Here is a 20,800-nt window from a genome sequence, read left to right as displayed (position 1 = left end):
GCGGGCGCAGGAACAGGTCCCCGGGGCGGACGCGCCGGCCGCTCCCGTGCCGGGAGCGTAGCCGCTACCACCACCCGTGAAAGTGATGCACCGGCCCGTTGCCCGACCCGACGCCCAGCCGGTCGGCGTGGCGGATGGCCTCGGTCAGGTAGTGCTTGGCCCGGCGCGCCGCCTCGGGCACGTCCTGCGCCTGCGGCAGCAGCGCCGCCAGCGCGGCCGACAGGGTGCAGCCCGTGCCGTGGGTATTGCGGGTGTCGATGCGCGGCGCCGCCAGCTCGATCATGCGGTCGCCGTCGTGCAGCAGGTCGATCGCCATGTCGCCCGGCAGGTGCCCTCCCTTCAGGAACACCCAGCGCTGGCCGGTGTGGGCCAATTGTTCGCGCAGCCGCTCGGCCACGCGCCGCATTTCCTTGACCGTCTCCACCGGCCGCTGCTCCAGCAGCACGCCGGCCTCCGGCAGGTTGGGCGTGATCATCGTCACCTGCGGCATCAACGCTTCGCGCAGCGCGCCGATGGCGTCGCGCGCCAGCAGGGCGTCGCCGCTCTTGGCGATCATGACGGGATCGAGCACCACGTGCGGCGGCTTCCAGTGGGCAAGCCGCTCGCCCACGACCTCGGTGACGGGCCGGCTGCCCAGCATGCCGATCTTGACCGCGTCGGCGGGCACGTCGGCGAACAGCGTGTCGATCTGCTGCGCGACGAAGGCGGGATCGACGGGCTGCACGCCCGTCACGCCCTGGGTGTTCTGCGCGGTCAGCGCCGCGATGACGCCGCAGGCGTACGCGCCCAGGGCGCTCATGGCCTTGACGTCGGCCAGCACCCCGGCGCCGCCCGAGGGGTCCACGCCCGCGATGGTCAGGGCCTTGGGAATGGGACGAACGGCAGACATGGCGATCCTCTGGAAACGAAACGCGCCGCCCCCCCGGGCGACGCACGCCGCCAGTATAGTCCGCCCGCCGGCCCGCCCCGCGCCGGCATGTCCGACCCGCGCGAACGCGGGTAACATGGCAGACCATTCTGTGGAAGGCCAACCATGATCTACGAACTCGCGCACATCGAAATCCAGCCCGGCACCCAGGAAAAATTCGAGGCCGGCGTCCAGGAAGCCGCTCCGCTGTTCCAGCGGGCGAAGGGCTGCCACGGCATGGAACTGCACCAGACGCTGGAAGACCCCAACGCCTACCTGCTCGTGGTCCAGTGGGAAACGCTGGAAGACCACACCGTGCACTTCCGGGGCTCGGAAGACTTCAAGGCCTGGCGCGCGCTGGTGGGCAGCTACTTCGCCAAGCCGCCCGAGGTCCGCCACGCAACGACGGTCGCCAAGCCGTTCTGAGCCGGTTAGAATGGTTTGTTTTGTTACGTTTTCCTGCCAAGTCCTGCCATGAACGCTGCTTCCCTTCCCGACGTCGAACACGCCCGCTTCAATATGGTGGAACAGCAGATCCGCCCCTGGGACGTCCTCGACCCCAAGGTGCTGGAACTGTTGTTCAAGGTGAAGCGGGAGGACTTCGTGCCGCCCGCGCTGCGCACCCTTGCCTTCGCCGACACCGAGATCCCGCTGCGGATCGACGACTACGACAGCGGCGAATGCATGCTCGCCCCCAAGGTCGAAGCGCGCCTGCTGCAGGAACTCGCGCTCAAGCCCACCGACAGCGTGCTGGAAATCGGTACCGGCTCGGGCTACCAGACGGCGCTGCTGGCCAGCCAGGCCCAGACGGTGACGTCGGTCGAGATCCTGCCCAAGCTGGCCGCCTTCGCCCAGGCCAACCTCAAGCGCGCCGGCATCGCCAACGCCACGGTCCAGGTCGGCGACGGCAGCAAGGGCTGGGGCTCGACCGAATACGACGCCATCCTGGTCACCGGCTCGGTGCCCGAAGTGCCCGACAGCCTGAAGTACCAGTTGCGCGTGGGCGGCCGGCTGGCCATCATCGTCGGCCAGGCGCCGGTCATGACTACCCTGCTCATCACCCGGACCACGGCCGCCAGCTTCGAGACCACCTCGCTGTTCGAAACCCTGGTCAAGCCCCTGCGCGGCGTCACCGTTTCCAAGTTCAAGTTCTAAGCGGAGTTTCGTGCCCATGCGCGCCAGGCCGTACTACGTCCAGACGCTGTGCGCGCTGTTGGGCGCCTGCGCTTTCGTTCCCGCGGTCGCGGCGCTGGACCTGGAGCAGGCCTACCAGGCGGCGCTGGCCAACGACGCGACCTTCGCGTCGGTGCGCTCGGCCTATACCGCCACGCTTGAAAAACTGCCCCAGGCGCGCGCCTCTCTGCTGCCGGCCATCTCGCTGGCCGGCAGCCGGGCCGAGGCCTCCACGACGCGCCTGCCGGGCGTGACCTACACGAACGAGAGCTATACGCTGCAACTGATCCAGCCGCTGTTCCGCTGGACGGGCTGGCAGACCTACGAGCAGTCCAAGCTGCAAGTGGCCGTCGGCGAAGCCCAGCTCGCCCAGGGGCGCCAGGACCTGATCCTGCGAGTGGCGCAGGCCTATTTCGACGTGCTGGCGGCGCAGGACAACCTGGCCTTCATCGGCGCCCAGAAAATCGCCATCTCGGAACAGCTGGAATCGGCCAAGCGCAACTTCGAGATCGGCACGGCCACCATCACCGACACCTACGAGGCCCAGGCGCGCTACGACCTGGCCCAGGCCCAGGAAATCCAGGCCGAATCCGACCTGGCGGTCCGCATCGGCGCGCTGCAGCAGATCATCGGCACGCCAGCGGGCGACCTCGCCAAGCTGCCGCCCGCGGTCAACGTGCCGGCGCCGCAGCCGCCCCGGATCGAGGCCTGGACCGAACAGGCCGCCGCCAACAACCTGGCCGTCGCCCAGGCCACGCTGAACAGCGAGATCGCCCAGCGCGGCATAGAAATCGCCAAGAGCGGCCACTACCCCTCGGTCGACCTGGCCGCCAACGTGGCACGCACGCGCGGGCTGGTCGGGCAGACGGTGGTCAACGACTTCTACACCACGCGCTCGGTGGGCGTGCAGGTCTCGGTGCCCATCTTCGCCGGCTTCGGCACCACCTCCAGGGTGGACGAGGCCGTCGCGCTGTCCGAGAAGGCCCGCAACGACCTGGAGGTCGCCCGCCGGGCCGCCATCCAGAACACCCGCGTCGCCTTCCAGGGCGTGAACGCGGGGCTGGCCCAGGTCCGCGCGCTGGAGGCCGCGCAGGTCTCCAGCCGCAGCGCGCTGGATGCCAACAAGACCGGCTACGAAGTGGGCGTGCGCATCAACATCGACGTGCTGAACGCCCAGCAGCAGCTCTATTCCACCGAGCGCGACCTGGCCAAGGCACGCTACGACGCCCTGCTGTCGGGTCTGCGCCTGAAGGCTGCCTCCGGCATCTTGTCGGAAGACGACGTGCGCCAGGTCAACGCGCTGCTGCGCTAGGGCCGCGCAGCGGCCAAGGCACTACCCGCGTTTCTTCAGCCTTCCGTACACCCGGTAGGCATTGCCCGAATAAATCCTGGCCTTGTCGGCCTCGCCCAGGCCGGCGGCATCGATGTAGCGACGCGTGTCGTCGAAATGATGGCCGGTCTCGGGGTCCACGCCGCGCACCGCGCCCACGGTCTCGGACGCGAACAGGATGTTCTCGGGCGGGATCACCTTCAGCAACAGGTCTATGCCCGGCTGATGGTAGACGCAAGTATCGAAGAACACGTTCTGCAGCAGCAGTTCCTTGAGCGGCGGCAGGCCCATGTCCTGCGCCAGCCCGCGATAGCGCCCCCAGTGATACGGCACCGCGCCGCCGCCATGCGGGATGATGAACTTGAGCGTCGGGAAATCCTTGAACAGCGAGGACGTCAGGAACTGCATGAAGGCCGTCGTATCGCCATTGATGTAGTGCGCGCCCGTCGCGTGGAAATGCGGGTTGCAGGAACCGCTGACGTGGATCATGGCCGGCACGTCCAGCTCGACCATCTTCTCGTACAGCGGATACCACCACTTGTCGTGCAGCGGCGGATCCTTCCAGTACCCGCCCGTCGGATCGGGGTTCAGGTTGCAGCCGATGAAGCCCAGTTCCTTCACGCAGCGCTCCAGCTCCGGTATGCACCTGGCCGGCTCCACGCCCGGGCTCTGCGGCAACTGGCAGACACCGGCGAAATTGTCCGGGTACAGCTGGCAGATGCGATGAATGAGGTCGTTGCAGACGATGGCCCACTCGCTGCTGGTCTGCTGGTCGCCGATGTGGTGACCCATGCCGACCGCGCGCGGCGAGAAGATCGTCAGGTCGGTGCCGCGCTCGCGCTGGATGCGCAATTGCTTGGTCTCCAGGCTTTCGCGCAGTTGGTCGTCCGAGATGACGGGGCGCGGGAAGATCTCGCACTTGCCGCATTCGCAGGCCGACACCTGCAGGCGCCGGTACTCGTTCAAGGCTTCGGGCGCAGTCGTGTAGTGCCCATGGCAATCGATGATCATGCGGACTCCTTGCTCCTGTCGTCGTGAGTCGTGGCCGGGCCGGCATCGGCCCGCGCAGGCATTCCCGCATTCTGCCGACAGCAAGGCGCGCGCATCCATTGAGTAATGCTTCCGGTGACTTGAGGAAACGCTCAACCCAGGCCGTTTCGCCAGACCGTCTTAACCATCCGCTCAACCCCGCGGAAGTTTTACTCAATAGACCCGGCGGGGCCTCGCATGCAACCATCCTCGCCAGTACGACATCCACATCGGCGCCCCCTGAACGCCGGGACAAGGAGACAAGCCGTGACACTCCCCGCATTGCGAATTCCGAAGTACGCCGCAGTCCTCTTCGCCGCCGCGTTGTCGGCCGGCGCCATCCCTCCCGCCGCCGCGGCCGACTATCCGGATCGGCCGATCCGGATGTACCTGCCCTACGGCCCCGGCGGCATCGGCGACCTGACGGCGCGCGTGGTCACGCAAAAGGTCAGCGAGATCCTGGGCCAGCAGATCGTGATCGACAACAAGCCCAGCGCGGGCGGCGTGCAGTCGTTCCAGGCCGGCCTGCAGGCCCCTGCCGACGGCTACACGCTCGTGCAGGGCGGCAACGGCACGGCCATCACCCAGACGCTGGTCAAGGACCTGCCCTACAGCATCGTGGACGACTTCACCCAGGTCGCCACCCTGTCCAGGTTCAACCTGATCCTGACGGTCAAGCCCGATTCACGTTTTCGCAATCTTACGGAGCTCATCGCCTATGCCAAGGCCAATCCCGGCAAGCTGAGCCTGGGCACCACCAACGTCGGCTCCAGCCAGCACCTGGGCGCCGAGCTGTTCAAGTCGGTGGCGGGCATCCAGGCCGAGACCATTCCCTACAAGACCAGTGCCGCGCTGCTGACCGGCGTGCGCTCCGGTGACATCGACGTGGGCTTCGACTTCGTGCCACCCATGCTGTCTTCGATCAAGAGCGGCGCGGTGCGCGCGCTGGCCATCGCGGCCGACGGCCGCAACCCCAACCTGCCCGACGTGCCCACCACCGCCGAAAGCGGCCTGGACGGCTACGTGGTGGCGTCGTGGAACGGCGTGTCGATCCGCCAGGGCACGCCGCGCGCCATCATCGACAAGCTGAACCGGGCCTTCGTGGCCGCCGTCAACTCGCCCGAGGTCGCGCAGAAGCTGCGCGAGATGAACTCCGAACCCTACGCCCTGGGCGTGGACGAGTCGCGCGCCCTGATGAAGGCCGACATCGCCAAATGGAAGGCGGTGATCGAGAAGGCGAACATCCCCATCAACTGACCGAGGGCAACATGAAGAACGTCGTCGTACGCAACATCCCGCGCGGCCCGCAGGACCTCATCGCCGAACTGGCCACGCACGGCGTGGCCACCGTGCACGAGGCCATGGGGCGCGCCGGCCTGATGGCGCCGTACCTGCGTCCCATCTACGCCGGCGCCAGCATCGCCGGAACCGCCGTGACCGCGCTGACCGCGCCGGGCGACAACTGGATGCTGCACGTGGCCATCGAACAATGCCGGCCCGGCGACATCCTGGTGGTCGGCGTCATGTGCGAGAACACCGACGGCATGATCGGCGACCTGATCTGCACCTCGCTCAAGACGCGCGGCGTCCAGGGCGTGGTCATCGACGCCGGCTGCCGCGACGTGCGCACGCTGACCGAGATGCGCTTTCCCGTCTGGTCGCGCGCCATCTCGGCGCGCGGCACGGTCAAGGCCACGCTGGGCCACGTCAACCTGCCGGTGGTGTGCGCCGGCATGAACGTGAACCCGGGCGACGCCATCGTGGCGGACGACGACGGCGTGGTGGTCGTGCCGCGCCTGGAGATCGCCCGCACGCTGGAGCTGGCGCGCCAGCGTACCGCCAAGGAAGAAAAGTCACGCAAGCGCTACCTGGCGGGCGAGCTGTCGCTGGACGTGGCCAACATGCGCCAGGGCCTGGAAGCCGCCGGTCTCCTTTACGTCTACAGCGCAGAGGACCTGGACAAGCTTGACGCCTGACCCTCTACACCATTCCCGCCTTCCCTCCGACCAAGCAGCCATGACATCCAAGCAACCCCTGCCCCTGAAGATCGCCATCGCCACCTACGGCCACACCGCGGCGCTCAAGCGCGGCGACGTGCCCATCGAAGGCGTCCAGCCGGACTTCGTCGAGATCAAGCCCATCATCGCGGCCTTCCGGCGCATGGTGCGCGACGTCGAGTTCGACGTCTGCGAAATGGCTCCCGCCACTTACATGATCGCCCGCGAGGCCGGCGCCCCATTCAAGGCGCTGCCCGTCTTCATCTTCCGTCGCTTCCACCATGCCGGCCTGGTCTACCGCGACGACGCCGGTATCCGCGAACCGCGCGACCTCGAAGGCAAGCGCGCGGGCGTGCGCGCCTACTCGGTCACCACCGGCATCTGGACGCGCGGCATCCTGACCAACGACTACGGCGTCGACAACGATCGCATCACCTGGGTGGTGGACGACGAGGAACACGTCTCCTCGCTGCAGTTGCCGCCCAACGTCGAACAGGCCAAGGACGGCAAGTCGCTGGTGGACCTGATGGCCAGCGGCTACCTGTCCGCGGCCTTCACCGACAACGCAGGCATCGGCCGCGCCGGCGCGCCGGCCGACGGCTGGCAAGCGGGCGGCCGCATCAAGCCGCCCGAATACCTCGAAATGTTCCCCGACGCCGAGCGGCTCGAAGCCGAGTGGTACCGCAAGACCGGCATCTACCCCGTGCACGGCCTGATCACCGTCAAGGACGAGGTGCTGGCCCGGCACCCGTGGGTGGGCAAGGCCCTGTACGACGCCTTCCTGGCCTCGAAGAACATCTACCTGCGCCAGCTCGCCGCCGGCGAATCGGTGTCGGACAAGGACGAGCACTACCGCGCCATGGGCCGCATCGTGGGCGACCCCCTGCCCTACGGCATCGAGGCCAACCGGCCGTCCATCGAAGCCATGATGCATTACTGCCACCAGCAAGGCCTGCTCAAGAAGCGCTACGCCGTCGACGACATGTTCATCGACGTCGGCGCCTGACCCGCCCCCTCCGATACCCATCATTTCCGCGACACCGCCATGACCACACGCCTGATCGACATCCACCCGCACATCATCTCGCCCGACACCGCCCGCTACCCGCTCAACCCGCTGGGCGGCGAACGCTCGGGCTGGTCCGCCACCCGGCCGGTCACCTTCGAACAATACGTCGCCGCCATGGATGCCGTCGGCATCGACAAGGCCGCCATCGTCCATTCCTCGACCACCTACGGCTTCGACAACTCTTACGTGGCCGACTCCATCGCCACGCAGCCCAAGCGATTCGCCGGCGTCTATTCGGTCGACATGCTGGCCCCCGACGCCACCCGGAAGATCCGCTACTGGACCGAACGCGGCCTGGCCGGCCTGCGCATCTTCACCACCGGCAGCACCATGCCGGGCCAGGCGCCGACGCTGGAAGACCCCGCCCTGCACCCCGCCTGGGGCCTGGCGGGCGACCTGGGCATCCCCGTGTGCGTGCAGATCACCAAGGCCGCCATCCCGGCGCTGGAGAAACTGCTGACCGCCTTCCCCCAGACCCTGGCCATCGTCGACCACATGATGAAACCGGACATCAGCAGCGGCCCGCCCTATGCCGGCGCCCAGCACCTGTTCGACCTGGCCCGCTTCAAGAACCTCTACCTCAAGCTCAGCAGCCGCAACACCGAGTCCGCGTACTCCGGCCAGGCCACGCCCGAGACCTTCTTCGGCCGCGTGGTCCGGGAATTCGGCGCCGACCGCATCGCCTGGGGCTCCAACTTCCCCGCCGCCGAGGACAGCCTGGCCGACATCGTCAAGGCATTCAAGGACTACATCGCCTTCCTGCCCGCCGCCGACCAGCGCTGGATCATGGCCGGCACCGCGCAGAAGCTCTACCCCGTGCTGAAGGACTGACCCCATGACCACCGCACACGCCACGCGCGTCACGCTGAAAACCAACCTGGCCGACTCTCCCGTGGCCGCGGCGATGAAGGACGGCCGCGTCGCCTCGGACATCGTCCGGCTCGACTTCTGCGGTCCCAAGACCGCGCACGACGGCTTCAAGCCGATGATCCGCGACAACGCCTTCGACGCGGGCGAACTGGCCATCGTCACCTACCTCCAGGCCAAGGCCTACGGCAAGCCGTTCGTGATCCTGCCCGCGCCCATGGTCGGCCGCTTCCAGCACCATTGCGTCGGCTTCAACAAGGAACTCGGCCACCTCGACCCCAAGGACATCGAAGGCAAGAAGGTGGGCGTGCGCACCTATGCGCAAACCACCGGCCTGTGGGTGCGCGGCATCCTGCAGCACGAATACGGCGTCGATCCCAACAAGGTCGAGTGGTACACCGTGGACGAATCCCACCTGGCCGAATACCGCGACCCGCCCAATTGCCACATGCTGCCCAAGGGGTCGTCGATTCCCGAGATGATGCTGAACGGCGAACTGGCCGCCGCCATCCTCGGCAACGACATGCCCAAGGACCCGCGGGTGCAGACCCTGGTCCCGGAACCCATCGCGGCCGCCAAAACCTGGTACCAGCGCGAAGGCGTCGTGCCCATCAACCACGTCTTTGCCGTCCACCAGGACGTCACCCGCAAGCATCCCGAGGCCGTGCGCGAGATCTACCGGATGATCGCGGAAAGCCGCGCGCTTGCCCCGGCCGCCGCGCTGGAGACCCTGCCGCCGCTGGGCCTGGAAGCCAACCGCAAGGGCCTGGAGATGGCCATCGAGTGGTCGTACGAACAGAAGATCATTCCACGCCGGTTCACGGTGGACGAATTGTTCGACGACGTCACCGGCGCGCTGGGTTGACCGCCACCGCGGCGCGCAGGGCTTCATCCTGGTAGTTCAGCGCGCCGGGGCGGGATTTGCCCAGCATCACCTGGAAATAGACCGGCTCCAGGCTTGCGTTCAGATAGCCGTGCATGACGCCCGGCGGGCAGGAGACGCATTCCCAGGCCCCCAGGCGGGTCTCGAACCGGTTCCCGGCCTTGTCCTCCAGGAACACGTCCAGAAAGCCCTGCAGCACGAAGAACACTTCTTCCACTTCGTGGGTATGGGCAGCATTGCCCTGGCCGGGCGGCACGAACATGACGCTCAAGGTGAAGCCCAGCGGCGGGATGACGCTGGGATCGCCATGCTTGGCGGATCCGCCCGCTCCGATGAATCGATGCTGGGCACGCCGGAAGCCGTCGAGCTTCGCGTCTTCGAATGCTTCCCAGTCGGGCTTGCGGTCACGGAAACGCGCCACCTGGCGCTGGCCGATCTGCTCGATGCCCAGGTCGGTCGAAGGCGCCGTGGAAAGGGACGTCATGGTGTTGCTCCTTGGTAGGGTCGGGATGGCAGGCTCGGGTTGTCGAGCCACTGCCTAAGCAATTGGGTAACCGCGCCGGGGTGCTCCAGCGTGGACAGATGACCGCAGTCGCGCAACATGCGCAGATGGGAGCCCGGGATGGCCCGAGCCAGGGCATGCTGGCTTTCCTGTGGTGCAATGGCATCCTGGTCGCCTCCGACGATCCAGGTCGGACAGGCGATACTCGCCAGCCTGTGGGCAATGGGCGGCCGGTTCATATTGGCCTCCTGCTGGCGGATGAACACCTCCGCACCGAGCGACAGGGACATGTCCCGAACGACCTGCGCCAGGATCTCGTCTCCCAAGGCTTGCGGACGCAGCAAGGCGGGCAGCAACTGCTCCACCAGCGCCGCGAAGTCCCGGCGGGCCAACTCGATCTGGGCGGTACGGCGCCGGCGCCCCGCCTCGGTCTCCGGGGCATGGGCACGCGTGTTCAACAGCGCCAGCCGTTCGACTCGATCAGGGGAACGCAAGGCGGCGAGCGCCGCCAGGTAGCCTCCCATCGACAACCCTGCCAGCGCGAACCGCTCGAACGGAACGTCGGCCAGCATCCGCTCCACCGCCTCGGGCAGGCTGGCGTCGCGCGACAGGTCGGGAATCCAGATGTCGGCGCGGTCGTGCAGGCCGATTCGCTGGGGTTCCCACAGCACGCCGTTGCAGAGCAGGCCGGGAATGAGCACCAACGGGACGCGGATGTCACGATTCATGATGAAGCGTTCCGAGCCGGTTCAATAGGCGGTGATGCCGGCCTGCTTCACGATCGGCCCCAACCGCTGCAAATCCTGGCGCAAGGCACGGCCAAGCTCGGCGGCCGGCAGCGCGACGCTCTCGAACCCCATGCTGTTCATCCGCTCGCGCATGGCAGCCGATCGCAGGCTCTTGTTGATCTCGGCATTGAGCCGATCGACGATGGCCGGATCCGTGCCGGCGGGCGCGAAAATGCCGTGCCAGCCGGCGGCCACTTCCATGCCGTCCACGCCGGCTTCCTTGAACGTCGGCACGTCTGGGAAAATAGGCAGCCGGTTGGGGCCGATCACGGCCAACGCGCGCAGCTTGCCGGCCTGGACATGGGACATCGCGGTGCCGGAGTCGAACATGAAATCGATCTGGCCCGCCAACAAGTCGTTCAAGGCCGGCGCAATGCCCTTGTAGGGAACGTGGGTCGCGCGGGTGCCGGTCCGCATGGCCAGCAGTTCCGCCGCAACCTGGGGCAGCGACCCGTTGCCGGACGACCCGTAGTTCAGTTCGCCGGGCCGCGCCTTCATCGCGGCGACCAGTTCCCTGAGCGTGCCCGCCCGGGTGCCCGGCGCGACCACCAGCACCATGTTGAGCCCGGCCGTCATCGCCACCGGCGCGAAGTCCTTCTCGGGGTTGAAAGGCACGCGTTCCAGGACGAACGGATTGAGGGTGAACGTGCTGGAACTCAGCATCAGCAGCGTATGACCGTCGGGTGCCGAGGCCTTCACATGCTGGGCGGCGATATTGCCATTGGCGCCGGGCCGGTTCTCGACCACGACGGGCTGCCCGAGCGTCTTGCCCAGGTCGGCGGCGATCGCGCGGGCAATGGCGTCCACCGATCCGCCGGCCGCCGTCGTGACCACGATGCTGACAGGACGGTTGGGAAAGGCCGAGGGCTGGGCGGCCAGGGAAAAGGGCAGACAGAACAAGAACAAGCCGATCAGTCGGGCTGGCATGGCGACTCCTGGTTCAGCGGCCGGTGCCGCGGGGCGTGTGGGGAAAGCCAGTGTAGGTTGCCGTTCACCTCGGTTTTGCCTACATTTACTTAACTTTCAGTTAAGGCAAACTTTCCATGCCCCGTGTCCTGACCAGCCGCCACCTGCGCGTGTTCGCGGCGGTCATGAAAAGCCGCAGCCTGGCCGAGGCCGCCCTCAAGCTTGGCGTGTCCGAACCCGCGGTCAGCAAGATCCTCCGGCTCCTGGAGCGCGAAACGGGCGTGGCCTTGTTCGATCGCTCCGGGGGGCGCCTGCGGCCCACGGCCGCCGCCAAGCAATGGCTGCCCCATGCCAACCGCGCGGCCCAGCAACTGGATTTCGCCCTGGACATGGCCTATGAACTCGAGCGCGGCAAACAGCGCCGGGTGACCATCGCCGCGCACGCGCCGCCGCTGATCGCGATCGTGCCCCAGGCCGTCAGCCGGCTGCGGCGCGAGATGCCCGACGTGGAGGTGGACCTGCGGGTCGAGACGCCGCATGACACGCTGGAACTGGTCGCCCACCAGGAAATCGACGTGGGCGTCACCAACCAGCCGCTGCCACAGTCGGCCAGCAACCTCGAGTTGTGCGAGCGGCGGACGATATCGGAGGATCTCCTGATGGCGGCGCTGCCGCCGGGGCACCGGCTGGCCGGCCGGGCGCTCGTCCGCCCCGACGATCTCCAGGGCGAAACGCTGATCGCCCTGCCCGACGACTCGCCGACCACGATCCTGGTCGAAGCCACGCTCAACGAATCCGGCGTGCGCGTGCGCGCACCGGTGCTGGCCAGGAACTCGCTGGCGGCGTGCGCCCTGGTGCGCGAACAGGTCGGCATCGCCCTGATCAATCCCCTGCTGCTCGCGGGCGGCATCTTCTCCGACATCGTGCTGCGCCCCTTCCGGCCTCGCATCGTGCTCTGGACCGAGGTGTACTACTCGGCGCTCCGGCCCCTGTCGCCCGAGGCCGCGGCGCTCGTGCGCCACGTGGAAGCCGTGGCGGCCGATATCAAGGGGCAGGCTTCGTTCGGTCCGCCCGGGCGCCGGCAACGCCAGTAATCGCCAACTTGGCCTTAACTTCCGGTTAGGCCGAGCCTGCGCGGCACGCCAGGGCCGGTTGAGTAAAATCCCCCGGCTTGAACAACCGGCAACGGACCTTACCCCGGGGGGCGGCATGACGCAGATCGACTGGTATCTCCAGATCAACTTGAAGGCACGCCACCTCCGACTCATCACCGCGCTGTACGACCACGGCAATCTCAAGCAGGTGGCCGAAAGCTCGCACGTCACCGTGCCCGCGGTCTCCAAGGCCCTGGCCGAACTCGAGAAAGGCCTGGGCCTGGAGCTTTTCACCCGCACCGCCCAGGGCCTGCGCCCCACGGCCTACGGCGAATGCCTGGTGCGCCATGCCCGTACCCTGCTGACCGAACTGCATCAGGCGCGCGACGAACTCAACTCGCTCAGCTCGGGCGCGGTGGGCAAGATCCATATCGGCGCCTTCCCCGCCGCCACCTCCATGCTGCTTCCGCAGGCCATCGCCATCCTCAAGCAGCGCTCCCCCCACACCAACGTGCTGGTCACCGAAGGCACCGCCCAGACCCTGCTGCCCGAACTCTGGCAGGGCCGCGTCGACCTCGTGGTCGGCCGGCTGCCCCTGCGCAGCGCCGCCGACGGGTTCGAGGAAAGGGAACTGCTGGACGACCCCGTGCAGCTCATGACGCGGCACCAGCACCCGCTGGCCCGGCGCAGGCGACTGAAATGGTCCGACCTGCAGCCCTACCCGTGGATCCTGCCGCCCGCGGGCAGCATCCTGCGCGCGCCGCTGGAGCGCACGCTGGAGGAACACGGCATGACACTGCCCAACAACTACGTCGAGACCCTGTCCACGCACCTGGCGCGCGCCTACCTGCACGTCACCGACGCCATCGCCGTCATGGCCGGTGCCGTCGCGGCCGACGCGTCGGAACCGCTGGCGGTGCTGCCGCTAAGCTTCCCGCACCTGATGCGGCCGCGCGGCGTGCTATGGAATCGGAACCGAGGGCTGACGCCCGGGGCGGAGTTGATGATCGCCTGCCTGGAAGACGCGGCGGCGGGGATGCAGCATAGAGGCGAACCCTAAGCTCCGCTCATAGGCACTTCCACTATCGGACAAGAAGACGTTTTCCAGCCCCTGCCCTGATGGCCTGTCTATAACCTTTGCGCCCTGAAGACCGTGTTTGTACGACGGCACCTCTTCAGGATTTTCCTGTTTATATCCGAACAGATATAATTCATGACAGAGAAACGCAAAGTCTTGTATTGGGAAGGATCGTCCAGAAAGGACTTCAAGCAGTTTCCGCTGCCCATACAGAAAGACATGGGTATCGCGCTGTTTGTTGTCCAATCAGGGTTGACGCCCGCGTCATGCCGGCCGTGGAAAGGGCTGGGCCCGGGGATATACGAACTGAAGGAAAATCATCGTGCCGACACCTTCCGCGTCGTCTACTCCATCCGCCTTCGACACGCCGTTCATGTGCTGCATGCGTTTCAGAAAAAATCGGTGTCTGGCATTGCAACGCCTAGACCCGATGTGGCCGTGATCGTCCAGCGCTGGAAAATCGTGCTGGCACGCGAACAGGCGAGCCATTGACATGCGAGGAAATGATCATGGATGCAGGAACCCCATCAGGCGGCACCGACAATGTCTTGTTCGATCTTGGCTTCGCTGACGCCGGGGAACTTTCGGCCAAGGCGTCTTTGGCAATGAAGCTCAATCGACTGATCGATGACCTTCATATCACCCAGGCGCGAACGGCCGAGCTCACCGGCATGACGCAGCCCAAGATCTCGCAGGTCCGCAACTACAAGCTACGGAACATCTCTCTGGAGCGCCTGATGCAGGCGTTGGTAGCCCTGGACCAACACGTCGAAATCGTCGTTCGTCCGGCTCGACGTGCCCAACAGGCTGGAATCACCGTAGCGGCCTGACACAAGCCACGACGCGAAGCTCCATGGGCGCTCACCCCAGCCAGGGCCCCACCGCCCGCATCACCCGCTGCGTCGCGCCGGTATGCGTGGCGCTGAACCGGCCCGCGGCGGCGCGCATGCCGGCGCGGCGGTCGCCGTCGTCGATCAGTTCCAGCGCGAGCCGCCAGGCGGCCTGGGCGCTGTCCGCGCGCAATGCGGCGCCCGCTTCGATCGCATCTTCCGAGGCTTGCGCGAAATTGAAGGTATGCGGACCGACGATGACCGGCACACCGCAGGCAGCGGCTTCGATCAGGTTCTGCCCGCCCAGCGGCGCGAAGCTGCCCCCCACGATGGCCACGTCGGCGCCGGTGTAGTAGAAAGGCATCTCGCCCAGGCTATCGCCCAGCAGCACGGCGGTGTCCTGATCGATCGGACCGAACGGCATGCCGGGCATGGACGAGCGGCGCCGCATGGACAGGCCCGAGGCCAGCACCATGGCCGCCACCTCGTCGAACCGCTGGGGATGCCGGGGAATCAGCACGGCCAGCGGCGCCTGTCCGCCCTTCGTGCGGGGCATGTCGCGCAGCGCCGCCAGGATGGACTCTTCCTCGCCCTCGCGCGTGCTGGCCCAGGCGATGACCGGCCGGCCCAGGCGCTGGCGCCAGGCGGCGCCGGCCTGCATCAGGTCGTAGGGCAGTTGCAGGTCGAACTTCAAGTTGCCCACCACCTGCGGATCGCGCGCGCCCACCTGCCGCAGCCGCTCGGCGTCGGCCCGGGTCTGGGCCAGCACGGCGTCCAGGCGTCCATAGGTGCGGCGCGCCAGGCTGGCCACCCGCATGGTCTTGCGCGCGGAGGAAGCCGACAACCGCGCGCTGACCAGGGCGATCGGCACCGCGTAGCGCCGCGCGCCCGCCACCAGGTTGGGCCAGACCTCGGTCTCGACCAGCAGGCCGCAGCGCGGCGCGAAATACCGGTAGAAGCGGTGCACGGCGCCCGGCATGTCGTAGGGCAGCCAGGCCTGGCGCAACCTGCCCTGCACGATGTCCTGCTCGAACAGGCGCGCGCCTTCGGTGCGGCCGGTGGCCGTCATGTGAGTCAGCAAGACCGGCAGGCCCCGGTCCAGCAGTGCCCGGACCAGCGGCTGCGCCGCGCGCGTCTCGCCCAGGCTGACCGCATGCACCCAGACCGGCGCGGCGCGGAAACCGCCGCGCGCCGGCGCATGCCGGCCGCTGCCATAGAAACCGAAACGCTGGGCCGGATGGACGCCGTACACCGGCTCGCGCCGTGCGCGGCGCCAGATGCGCCACAGCAGGAAGGGCGTGGCCAGCCGCCACAACGACGAATACAGGGCCTGCAGCACGGCGCCCCGCATCAACGCGCCGCTCCCGGCACGGCCGCTTCGGCCGGCAGGGCCTGGCCGATGGCCGCCAGCACCTGCTCGCACGAAGGCGGCGTTCCCCGCCCACCCAGGCTGGCCGTGAAGGCCGAACCCGTCACCGGCGCCAGCGCCGGATCGTAGTCCGCGTAGATGCCGATGGTGGGCCGCCCCAGCGCCCCGGCCAGGTGTGTCAGCCCGCTGTCCAGCCCCACCACCACCGATGCGCCCGCCAGCACGCCGGCTACCTCGGCCAGCCCCATGCGCGGCAGCGCCCGGGCGCCCGGAATGCCGGCGATCAGGCGCTGCGCCCGCGCCGCCTCGTCTTCGGTGCCCGCAAACACCAGCGGCGCATGCCCCGCCACCGCCAGCCGCTCCAGCACCATGCGCCACGACGTCTCGGCCCACAGCTTGGTCGGCCGGCTGGCCGACGGCATGATCGCGGCATAGCGCGCGGGCAAGCCCGCGGGCGGCTCGGCGCGGATGCCGAAATCCGGCGGTCCCGCCAAGTCGTATCCCAGCGCAAAGGCGGCCAGTTCCCGCATGCGCACCACTGCCGACTGCTCGAACACCACCCGGTAGCGATGCTGATAAAAAAAGGACGCGAAGGGATCGCGCGCCGAACGCAGGTCACAGCCATGCAGCGGCCCGTTCGCCATGCGCGCCACCATCGCCGATTTCCAGAGCCCCTGCATGTCGATCACGGCGTCATACCGATGCTCGAGCAGCCGCTTGCGAAAGGCCGCCCGCTCGGCCCTTACCGATGCCGACCACCAGGTCTTGCGCCAACGGCGCAGCGCCACCGGAATGACGGCGTTCAGCCGCGGATGCAGGGCGGGGATGGCGGCGAATGCCTCTTCGGCCACCCAATCGACCTGCGCATCCGGCATGTGGCGGACGATATCGGAGACGGCGGGCAGCGCATGGACGATGTCGCCCATGGACGAGGTCTTGACGAGGAGAATACGGGGCACGGACGAAAGCCGGCGGGAACCGGCTGCGTGGAAAGGGCGGATTTTAACCGGAGGGAAGGACCCGATCCACCTGGGCGGTCATGGCCCCATCCCTTCAATGCCCCGGCCAGGGATACTGGTCAAGGCCTCCCGAACTTGAGCGAGTAACCCAGGAAGACTGCGCTGGATCGTCTTCCAGACGATCTCAAAATCGACCTTGAAATAGCCATGGGCAAGCGCGTTGCGCATCTGGTAGGCGAACGACAGAGGCAATTCCGGATGCGCCGCCGCAAATTCGGGATAGCGCTTCTCGATGTTATTGCTGGCTTCGCCGATGATCTCGAAATTGCGAATCACCGCATCCTGCACGAGTTGGTCGCGCAGAAACGTGCCCTCGTCCATGCCGCCGGTGTAGTAGTTGATGCGTTCGATGGCTTCTACGATATGCGTGAGATAGTCGACCAAGCGTTGCTGGTCACGAGTCATACCGGGCGAGCCTCCGCGAGCACCTTGGCCCGGAACCGATCTGGCAGCGCATTGGGAGTAAGAACATCCACAGGCACCCCCAACAGCTTGCCCAACTCGTGTCGGATCGCACCGATGTCAAATAGGGTCGTCTCCGGCGTCGGATCGATGAGGATGTCCAGGTCGCTGCTATCCGTATCCTTACCGCGCAGTACGGAGCCGAATACACGAGCATTGCGGGCGCGATGAGACTCGACCACACGCCGTATCGCGACGCGGTTCAAGGCCAGGGCTTCGGAGGGTTTCATACGCTCTCCCGCAACACAATGGTTTCACGATAGCCGAAAAGCGAGCACCTTGCCTACATCCCCCCATTGCCCCACTGCGCCACCCAATACGCCGTCGACGCGTCATGCCCGTCCGCCGTTCCCTTGCCGGCCAGTTCCCGGGCAATACCCGTGGCCAGGACCTTGCCGTACTCGACGCCCCACTGGTCGTAGGGGTTGATGCCCCACACCAGCCCCTGCACGAACACCTTGTGCTCGTACAGCGCCAGCAGCGCGCCCAGCGCATGCCCGCTCAGGCGCGGCAGCACGATCAGGGTGGAGGGCCGGCCACCGGGATGCGCCTTGTGGCGCGCCAGCCAGGCCGCGCGCGCGGGATCGCTTTCCTTGGACGCCAACTCGGCCTCGAGCACCGATGCGGACTTGCCGCGCAGCAGCGCCTCGCGCTGGGCCAGGCAATTGGCCACCAACAGCCGGTGGTGTTCCGGATAGGGGTGATCCGCCTCGCGGCAGATGATGAAATCCACCGGCGCGCCTTCCGGCCCCTGGTGCAGCCATTGGAAGAACGTATGCTGGCCGTCGGTGCCCGGCATGCCCCAGACCACCGGCCCGGTCGGCACGGTAACGGGCCTGCCCTCGAGGTCGACCGACTTGCCCAGCGACTCCATTTCCAGTTGCTGCAGATAGGGCACGAGATGAACCAGCCGCGCATCGTAGGGTGCGATGTTCAGCGAGGCATAGCCGAACACGTTGCGATTGGCCACTCCCGCCAGCGCCAGCTGCACCGGCGCATTGGCGGCCAGCGGCGCGTTCAGGAAATGCGCGTCCATGGCCGCCGCGCCCTGCAACAGCCCATCGAGCGCCTCGGCGCCCAGGGCCAGCGCGATCGGCAGCCCGATGGCCGACCAGACCGAATAGCGGCCGCCCGCCCAGTCCCAGAAGGTGAAGATGCGCTCGGGCGCCACGCCCATGTCCCGGGCCGCGTCGGGGTTGGCCGTCACGGCCACCACCTGCGACCACGGATCGGCGATGCCGGACTCGCGCAGCCAGCGCAGCGCGCAATCGGCGTTGCGCAGCGTCTCGGTCGTATTGAACGATTTGGACGACACCACCACCAGCGTGCGCCGGGGGTCGAGCCCGATCAGGCCGGCCTCGATGGCGTGGCCGTCGATATTGGACACGAAGCGCATCTGCCGGCGGGTACCCGCATAGCCCAGCGCGGCCACCACCAGCTTGGGGCCCCAGTCGCTGCCGCCGATGCCGATGTGCACCACGCTGTCAAAGCGCCCTTCCGCGTCCACGTGGCGCACGAAGGCGCGCACGCGGTCGCGCTCGGCCAACACCCGGCCCGCCACGCGCCCGGGCGGCTCTTCCGCCCGCAGCGCGGTGTGCCAGGCCGCGCGATTTTCCGTGCAATTGGCGATGCCGCCTTCAAGCAGCCGCGCGCGCGCTGCCTCGAAGTCGCGGGCGGCCAGCAGCGCTGCGCCGGCCGCCGCCAGTTCGTCGGACTGCGCCTGGGTACTCAGGTCCACCGACAGGCCGGCCGCCTCCACCACCCGCAGCGTGCCCGCCCGACGATCCGCCCGATGGGCGGCCTCGACGAAGGCGCGCCATTCGGCCGTCTCGGCCAACGGCGCAACGGACGCCAGATCGGCGGGAGCCCCTTCCTGCATGGCCTCCCTCCTTAGAACGGCAGCTTGGCGTCGGGGGCGACGCGCAGCAACTGCGTACGGAAATCCTGCTGGATGCGGGCCAGCGCGGCCTCGTCATCCGCCTCGAACCGCAGCACCACCACGGGCGTCGTGTTCGAAGGACGGGCCAGCCCGAAGCCATCCGCGTATTCCACCCGCACGCCGTCGATGGTGATGACCTCGCGCGCGCCGGTGAACTGCCCCTGCTGCTGCAGGCGCCTGACCACCTCGAACTGCTCGCCCTCGGCGGTCTCCATCTTCAGTTCGGGCGTGGACTTGGCCTGCGGCAAGGCTTCCAGCACGGCCAACGGATTGTCCGAGCGGGACACGATCTCCAACAACCGCGCGCCGGTATACAGGCCGTCATCGAAACCGTACCAGCGCTCCTTGAAGAAGATATGCCCGCTCATCTCGCCCGCCAGCGGCGCGCCGGTTTCCTTGAGCTTGGCCTTGACCAGCGAATGCCCGGTCTTCCACATCAGCGGCTTGCCGCCCGCGGCCTTCACTTCCTGCGCCACGTAGCGGCTGCACTTCACGTCATAGATGATCTCGGCGCCCGGATTGCGCGACAGCACGTCGCGCGCGAACAGGATCAACTGCCGGTCGGGCCAGATGATCTGCCCCGACTTCGTCACCACGCCCAGGCGGTCGCCATCGCCGTCGAAGGCCAGGCCGATCTCGCAATCGGTCTCGGCCAGGCAGCGGACCAGGTCTTCCAGGTTGTGCGGATCGGCCGGATCCGGATGGTGATTGGGGAAGGTACCGTCCACGTCGCAGTACAGCTCCACCACCTCGCAGCCCAGCGCCTTGAACAACTGCACCGCCACCGGACCGGCCACGCCGTTGCCCGCGTCCACCGCGATCTTCATCTTGCGGGCCAGCTTCACGTCGCCCACGATGCGCTGCAGGTATTCCGGCACCGCGTCCCATTCCTTGCGGGAACCCGGCGTGGCGGCGTCGCCGCCGGCATTCTGCACCATGGGCTCGCGCAGCGCGGTAATGGCATCGCCGTACAGCGTCGTGCCGCCCAGCATCATCTTGAACCCGTTGTACTGCGGCGGGTTGTGGCTGCCGGTAATCGCCACGCCCGACCCCGTGCCGCTGACGTTGGCCGCGTAATAGACCAGCGGCGTCGGCACCATGCCCACGTCCAGCACGTCGATGCCGCCGGCCATCAGCCCGGCCTGCAAGGCCCGCGACAGATCCGGTCCGCTCAGGCGCCCGTCGCGGCCGACCACCACCTGCCGCACGCCGGCCCGCTGCGCTTCCAGCGCCAGCGCCGCGCCCAGGCGACGCGCGAACTCCGGACTGAGCGGGGACGGGACCACGCCGCGGATGTCATAGGCCTTGAAGGCGGAAGCGGCGATGTCGGCGGGTGAAGATGAGACGTTGGTCCCCACGGGATGCTCCTGGTTCAGATTCGTTCGATGAGTCGCAGCGGTGCGATGCGCCCGCCAACCATGGGCAAAACGCGCAATCAGCACTCACTAACCAATTTAGGTGTCCATGCACCGCCTTTCCAGGCGATATAGTCCGGTGCCAACCCCGGAAAGTTCACCGGGACTATAGATGAAGTTAAGGTACGAAAACCCTGTTTTCT

At 67.5% G+C, this 20,800-nt stretch carries 23 protein-coding genes; 12 read left to right on the top strand and 11 right to left on the bottom strand.

Annotated elements, in window-relative coordinates:
• Positions 1–64: 64 nt before the first annotated feature.
• Positions 65–889 carry a bifunctional hydroxymethylpyrimidine kinase/phosphomethylpyrimidine kinase gene (thiD, locus tag R4823_RS04940; protein ID WP_087840874.1) on the bottom strand — a complete coding sequence of 275 codons (825 nt, stop codon included), beginning with the start codon at positions 887–889 and terminating at the stop codon, positions 65–67.
• A gap of 144 nt (positions 890–1,033) precedes the next feature.
• Here thiD and R4823_RS04935 point away from each other — a divergent pair, with 144 nt between their 5' ends.
• The 3 genes from R4823_RS04935 to R4823_RS04925 are packed head-to-tail and all read left to right on the top strand — an operon-like array spanning position 1,034 to position 3,392.
• Positions 1,034–1,333 carry an antibiotic biosynthesis monooxygenase family protein gene (locus R4823_RS04935; protein WP_087840875.1) on the top strand — a complete coding sequence of 100 codons (300 nt, stop codon included), beginning with the start codon at positions 1,034–1,036 and terminating at the stop codon, positions 1,331–1,333.
• Positions 1,334–1,381: 48 nt separating this feature from the next.
• Positions 1,382–2,062 (top strand): protein-L-isoaspartate O-methyltransferase, encoded by a 681-nt coding sequence (locus R4823_RS04930; RefSeq protein ID WP_087840876.1) that lies wholly within the window; start codon positions 1,382–1,384, stop codon positions 2,060–2,062.
• 16 nt (positions 2,063–2,078) lie between these two features.
• The gene (locus tag R4823_RS04925) at positions 2,079–3,392 is read left to right on the top strand and encodes a TolC family outer membrane protein (RefSeq protein ID WP_338617744.1); all 1,314 of its coding nucleotides are present in this window, start codon (positions 2,079–2,081) and stop codon (positions 3,390–3,392) included.
• Between the two features lie 21 nt (positions 3,393–3,413).
• Here the strand turns inward: R4823_RS04925 and R4823_RS04920 are convergent, their stop codons facing one another.
• Positions 3,414–4,421, bottom strand: a complete 1,008-nt coding sequence (locus R4823_RS04920) for an amidohydrolase family protein (RefSeq protein WP_087840878.1) — start codon at positions 4,419–4,421, stop codon at positions 3,414–3,416.
• 285 nt (positions 4,422–4,706) lie between these two features.
• Between R4823_RS04920 and R4823_RS04915 the strand changes: the two genes are divergently transcribed.
• The 5 genes from R4823_RS04915 to R4823_RS04895 are packed head-to-tail and all read left to right on the top strand — an operon-like array spanning position 4,707 to position 9,237.
• Complete coding sequence (locus tag R4823_RS04915) at positions 4,707–5,696, top strand: tripartite tricarboxylate transporter substrate binding protein (protein WP_165963010.1); 990 nt, start codon at positions 4,707–4,709, stop codon at positions 5,694–5,696.
• 11 nt (positions 5,697–5,707) lie between these two features.
• On the top strand, positions 5,708–6,415 hold the full coding sequence (locus R4823_RS04910; protein WP_132978974.1) for a 4-carboxy-4-hydroxy-2-oxoadipate aldolase/oxaloacetate decarboxylase: 708 nt from the start codon (positions 5,708–5,710) through the stop codon (positions 6,413–6,415).
• Positions 6,416–6,455: 40 nt separating this feature from the next.
• Positions 6,456–7,442 carry an ABC transporter substrate-binding protein gene (locus tag R4823_RS04905; protein WP_087840881.1) on the top strand — a complete coding sequence of 329 codons (987 nt, stop codon included), beginning with the start codon at positions 6,456–6,458 and terminating at the stop codon, positions 7,440–7,442.
• 39 nt (positions 7,443–7,481) lie between these two features.
• Complete coding sequence (locus R4823_RS04900) at positions 7,482–8,336, top strand: amidohydrolase family protein (protein WP_279820395.1); 855 nt, start codon at positions 7,482–7,484, stop codon at positions 8,334–8,336.
• Between the two features lie 4 nt (positions 8,337–8,340).
• Positions 8,341–9,237, top strand: a complete 897-nt coding sequence (locus R4823_RS04895; protein WP_338617740.1) for a phosphate ABC transporter substrate-binding protein — start codon at positions 8,341–8,343, stop codon at positions 9,235–9,237.
• On the opposite strand, the gene R4823_RS04890 is transcribed toward R4823_RS04895, so the two are convergent.
• From R4823_RS04890 to R4823_RS04880, 3 genes are read right to left on the bottom strand one after another with little or no spacing between them, the layout of a single operon-like run.
• Positions 9,218–9,739, bottom strand: a complete 522-nt coding sequence (locus tag R4823_RS04890) for a cupin domain-containing protein (protein ID WP_338617739.1) — start codon at positions 9,737–9,739, stop codon at positions 9,218–9,220. The two genes, R4823_RS04895 and R4823_RS04890, sit on opposite strands and share 20 nt — an antisense overlap.
• Positions 9,736–10,485, bottom strand: a complete 750-nt coding sequence (locus tag R4823_RS04885; RefSeq protein WP_338617738.1) for an alpha/beta fold hydrolase — start codon at positions 10,483–10,485, stop codon at positions 9,736–9,738. The genes R4823_RS04890 and R4823_RS04885 overlap by 4 nt, the downstream gene beginning before the upstream one ends.
• A 21-nt stretch (positions 10,486–10,506) precedes the next feature.
• Entirely contained in the window at positions 10,507–11,472 is a 966-nt protein-coding gene (locus R4823_RS04880) for a tripartite tricarboxylate transporter substrate binding protein (protein WP_338617736.1), read from the bottom strand.
• A 116-nt stretch (positions 11,473–11,588) separates the two neighbouring features.
• On the opposite strand from R4823_RS04880, the gene R4823_RS04875 reads away from it, so the two are divergent.
• From R4823_RS04875 to R4823_RS04860, 4 genes are all read left to right on the top strand, one after another.
• Complete coding sequence (locus R4823_RS04875; protein ID WP_338617734.1) at positions 11,589–12,545, top strand: LysR family transcriptional regulator; 957 nt, start codon at positions 11,589–11,591, stop codon at positions 12,543–12,545.
• A 115-nt stretch (positions 12,546–12,660) separates the two neighbouring features.
• Entirely contained in the window at positions 12,661–13,605 is a 945-nt protein-coding gene (locus tag R4823_RS04870) for a LysR substrate-binding domain-containing protein (protein ID WP_338617733.1), read from the top strand.
• A 153-nt stretch (positions 13,606–13,758) separates the two neighbouring features.
• Positions 13,759–14,115 (top strand): type II toxin-antitoxin system RelE/ParE family toxin, encoded by a 357-nt coding sequence (locus R4823_RS04865; protein WP_087840885.1) that lies wholly within the window; start codon positions 13,759–13,761, stop codon positions 14,113–14,115.
• Positions 14,116–14,132: 17 nt separating this feature from the next.
• Positions 14,133–14,453, top strand: a complete 321-nt coding sequence (locus R4823_RS04860) for a helix-turn-helix transcriptional regulator (protein WP_087840886.1) — start codon at positions 14,133–14,135, stop codon at positions 14,451–14,453.
• Positions 14,454–14,484: 31 nt separating this feature from the next.
• On the opposite strand, the gene R4823_RS04855 is transcribed toward R4823_RS04860, so the two are convergent.
• The 6 genes from R4823_RS04855 to R4823_RS04830 all read right to left on the bottom strand — a co-directional run bounded on the left by R4823_RS04855 (position 14,485) and on the right by R4823_RS04830 (position 20,600).
• Positions 14,485–15,804, bottom strand: coding sequence for a 3-deoxy-D-manno-octulosonic acid transferase (locus R4823_RS04855; RefSeq protein ID WP_338617730.1), 1,320 nt, complete (start codon positions 15,802–15,804; stop codon positions 14,485–14,487).
• Positions 15,804–16,781: a lipopolysaccharide heptosyltransferase I gene (waaC, locus tag R4823_RS04850; RefSeq protein ID WP_087840888.1), complete on the bottom strand. Its 978-nt coding sequence runs from the start codon at positions 16,779–16,781 to the stop codon at positions 15,804–15,806. The genes R4823_RS04855 and waaC overlap by 1 nt, the downstream gene beginning before the upstream one ends.
• Positions 16,782–16,859: 78 nt before the next feature.
• Positions 16,860–17,246: a DUF86 domain-containing protein gene (locus R4823_RS04845; protein ID WP_132978978.1), complete on the bottom strand. Its 387-nt coding sequence runs from the start codon at positions 17,244–17,246 to the stop codon at positions 16,860–16,862.
• Positions 17,243–17,533, bottom strand: a complete 291-nt coding sequence (locus R4823_RS04840) for a nucleotidyltransferase family protein (protein ID WP_087840889.1) — start codon at positions 17,531–17,533, stop codon at positions 17,243–17,245. Before R4823_RS04840 ends, R4823_RS04845 begins: the two co-directional genes overlap by 4 nt.
• A 53-nt stretch (positions 17,534–17,586) precedes the next feature.
• On the bottom strand, positions 17,587–19,182 hold the full coding sequence (gene pgi, locus R4823_RS04835) for a glucose-6-phosphate isomerase (RefSeq protein WP_338617722.1): 1,596 nt from the start codon (positions 19,180–19,182) through the stop codon (positions 17,587–17,589).
• 11 nt (positions 19,183–19,193) lie between these two features.
• Positions 19,194–20,600 (bottom strand): phosphomannomutase/phosphoglucomutase, encoded by a 1,407-nt coding sequence (locus R4823_RS04830; RefSeq protein WP_338617719.1) that lies wholly within the window; start codon positions 20,598–20,600, stop codon positions 19,194–19,196.
• Between the last annotated feature and the right edge of the window lie 200 nt (positions 20,601–20,800).

Origin of the sequence: Pigmentiphaga sp. CHJ604 (genome assembly GCF_036972535.1) — a bacterium.
Taxonomy (GTDB): Bacteria; Pseudomonadota; Gammaproteobacteria; order Burkholderiales; family Burkholderiaceae_B; genus Pigmentiphaga; species Pigmentiphaga daeguensis.
This window is presented reverse-complemented; position numbering and strand designations above follow the sequence as displayed.